This is a genomic window from Methanohalobium sp. (assembly GCF_018609725.1).
GTDB lineage: Archaea > Halobacteriota > Methanosarcinia > Methanosarcinales > Methanosarcinaceae > Methanohalobium.
Window position 1 is genome coordinate 1 of the sequence record NZ_JAHENT010000101.1, and the last position, 3,357, is coordinate 3,357.

Here is a 3,357-nt window from a genome sequence, read left to right on the forward strand (position 1 = left end):
AAAGTAGTTAATGACAGATTTGCTTACTGGAAACAGATGGACGAAACAGCACAAAGATATGAAGATGATATGAAAAATGCTTATATGATTGCTTTTGACAAGCAAGAAAAAATAATTTTAGATGCATTAGAGGAAGTAGGTGATTAAATGCCGGGCGAAACCTATAATCCGAGTAGCGGGCGACAGTTCACAAAAGACGGTAGAATAATAGATACAGCTGAAGTTTTTGACCGAATGAGTAGGACATTCTCACCGATTGATGAAAATTTAAGCGCACAAAGAACTCCGATCATTCAGATTAACGGATGTTTTGAAATATCAGAATTAAGAGATGACTTTGCTACACTTAATACAGCTACAATAACATCTACTGATTCAGAATTTCAACTTACTCACAACGCCGCTGGAGATAAAGCCAAGTTTGTCACTGCGTCTAGAGGAATTTACCAACCAGGAAACGCCGGAGAGGCTGGAATAGGAATACAATTAACAAGTGATTTAGGCGATGATGCACAAGCTGAATGGGGTTATATTGACTTTCAAGATGCTAACCCTTATACAGTTAATGATGGTGCAGTTTTCGGAAAAGATGCCAACGGCATATATGTATCAGTTTACAGAAGTGGTACGCAAGAAACAAAAGTTTATAGAGAGAATTGGAATATTTCTGATGCTGAACTTGACCTAAATGACGTTACAATATTTCAAGTTAGATTCACTTATTACGGTGGAGGCTTAGTAGAGTTTAGAGTAAGAAAAGGCAACACCGGCGATTCAGTACAGAAATTTGAAACTGTTCATACTTATAAGCCTACCGGCGCAACGACTTTTGGAAACAGCAACCTAAAAGTTGGAGGTTATGTAAAATCAGATAACTATTCTGGCACTTTTGATCTGTTTATATCTGGTAGGCAGTTTGCAATAGTAGGACTGCCACAATTCAGAAGAAGAATAATTTCTCATTCTGTAACCGGAGTGACAGTGCCAACGACAGGATTTGTTCCTATAATGAGTTTTCGCAGAAAAAGTGGCAGAAGAAGTCTTACAATAACTCCTGAAAGTTTTGAAGTTAATACAGGCAATGATATTGAGTTAAGATGGAAAGCTAATACAACACTCACAGATGCTAGTTATAAAACTCCTGCAGGACACCAAGCAAGTGAAACAGGAATTGAAGTTGATGATAGTGCTACAGATTTTTCTAATGGAATCGAACTTGATAAATATCTTGCACCTGGTGTATCAGGTAGAAGCAAATTCCTCTTCACATCAGGAGATATAGAGACAGATTTACCCGATGGTTATAATGTTAGTTTAGTTGCAAAGGCAGATTCAACAGATGCAACAGTTAGAGCCATTGCCAAAATGGTAGAAATAAGGTAGGTGAAATTATGGGAGGAGAAACTTACAACCCTAGTTCCGGAGACAAATACCGGAGTGATGGTAGCATAGTTAATGTTGCTGATACTTACGATGGTCGAGGTCACCAAAGAAGAATATCAATCCATGAGGACAAACTTATTAATGAAAAGGAAGTTTATGGTTACAGAAAACAGTTAAGTCTTGCTTCTGGAGCATCTACAACAATACTAGCAGAAGCAACCGACCAAAATGTTTGCTACATTTCTTCTAGACTTGCAATCACAGATTTAGACAACCAAATAATAGAGGTTGATACTTCATTTTTCAAAGGTGCTACAATTAATAGTGGAGATATCGAGAGTGATTTAGTAGTTAACCTAAATGAAAGTGGTAGCGATAGTGTTGGAGTGAATTATTATGACCCTGCAACACTTGACATTGATGAAACTAATAGAGTAGATTTGCCATTCGGGGAAACTATCAAAGATGACAGAAAATCAACATCAGAAAATACAAATTTCCTAGATTATGTTATATCCGACAATGCAGCAATCAGATTCACCAATAACGGTGCTGGTAGCGTAAGAATACAATACTTTGAGACATTTTATCTTATCTAATTTAGGCGGTGATTATATGCCGACAGATTTCCCGACAGAGGGCGATGATATGAAAGTTAGCCTTAGAAATAGCCAGTATGATGTATTTGATAGGCAGTTTGCGGAACGAATCAAAGAAGATTATCCCGAAATTTGGGAAGAAGGCGGAAATATTAAAGGTGATGACCAATATCGCAGGTTAACCAAAGTTCTAGATCAAGGAAAAGTTGAGACTGATACAGATGAACAAGCAGTAAGAGATAGAGAGGCTTGGGCAGCAAGACACTTTAAAGATTTCCGACTGCCAGGAGTAGTCGCACAAATGAAGTGGTTAGTAGTTGGCAGCAGAGGTGAAGACCACATGAAAGAAGTAATCAGAGAAGAAATAGATAGCATTGAAGAAGAGGGAGGTGACAAAGTGGCAGAGAAACCAGACAAGACTATAGTAGAGATTGATGAGTTTAAGCAAAAGTTAAAAAAGGATGAAGATACTAAAGATGTAGCAGTTAGAAAGCAACAAAATGTAGAAGTCAAGGAAGTTGATAATCAAGATAGAGTGTTGAGATTCATTTCATCTGACCAGAGTCGTGATAGAGACGGCGACACTATCAATCCTAAAGGTTGGGACTTGGAGAACTTCAATAAAAACCCTGTTTTCCTTTGGGCGCATGATTATTCTACTCCGCCATTGGGTAAAGTGGTCAATACTAAGTTAGAAGATGATAAGAAAAAGCAGGATGTTAAGTTTATCGATCCTGAAGAAATGTATCCTGAAACAGAATACAAAAATCTTCCTGACCATGTTAAGTTTGCTGACATGGTGTATAGAATGTATAAAAGCGGTGATATGAACGCTGTAAGTGTAGGTTTTGATCCTATTGACTACGAGTACAGCGATGATAAAGGTGGAAATATTGACTTTAAGGAGCAGGAACAACTTGAATTATCCGCTGTACCAGTTCCAAGCAACCCTAATGCTTTGCAAGTTGCTGGGATGAAAGGGGTAGATGATTCAATTATGAAGGAGTGGGCCAAGTCAGTGCTTAAAAGCACACAAAAGATTAGAGAAACACCAAGAAATCCTGTCTATGAGGATACAGAAACAAGCGAAGATATAAGTTGGGCAGACATTGATAAGGATTTAGAAACATTCTTAACAGGTTACTATGAGAATACTGAAAATGAAGAACCTGATGAAATGCCTACACAAGTATCTGATCTTACAGAAGATGCTAAAGATTGGATTGCCAATAGGACATTATTAGGAGAAGCTGATGCTGAAAATGTAAGAGATTTAATATTCTTCCCAGTGGTCAACCCATTAACTAATAACTTGCATGAAGGTGCATTAAGAGCAGTAATCAGTGGTCGTGGACAACAAGCTGATATTCCAGAT

3 protein-coding genes are annotated in these 3,357 nt (G+C 37.8%); all 3 read left to right on the top strand.

Features of this window, described 5'->3' with window-relative positions; genetic code table 11:
- Positions 1 to 147: 147 nt before the first annotated feature.
- Positions 148 to 1,383, top strand: coding sequence for a hypothetical protein (locus QZ276_RS06625; RefSeq protein ID WP_292486440.1), 1,236 nt, complete (start codon positions 148 to 150; stop codon positions 1,381 to 1,383).
- Between the two features lie 8 nt (positions 1,384 to 1,391).
- Positions 1,392 to 1,982 (top strand): hypothetical protein, encoded by a 591-nt coding sequence (locus QZ276_RS06630; protein WP_292486442.1) that lies wholly within the window; start codon positions 1,392 to 1,394, stop codon positions 1,980 to 1,982.
- A gap of 16 nt (positions 1,983 to 1,998) precedes the next feature.
- A partial coding sequence (locus QZ276_RS06635; protein ID WP_292486444.1) for an HK97 family phage prohead protease occupies positions 1,999 to 3,357 on the top strand: 1,359 nt, incomplete at its 3' end.

What these genes read in the sequence shown, in the direction of transcription:
- QZ276_RS06625 (WP_292486440.1), top strand. Translation starts at nt 148, where the DNA reads ATGCCGGGCGAAACCTATAATCCGAGTAGCGGGCGACAGTTCACAAAA.
- QZ276_RS06630 (WP_292486442.1), top strand. Translation starts at nt 1,392, where the DNA reads ATGGGAGGAGAAACTTACAACCCTAGTTCCGGAGACAAATACCGGAGT.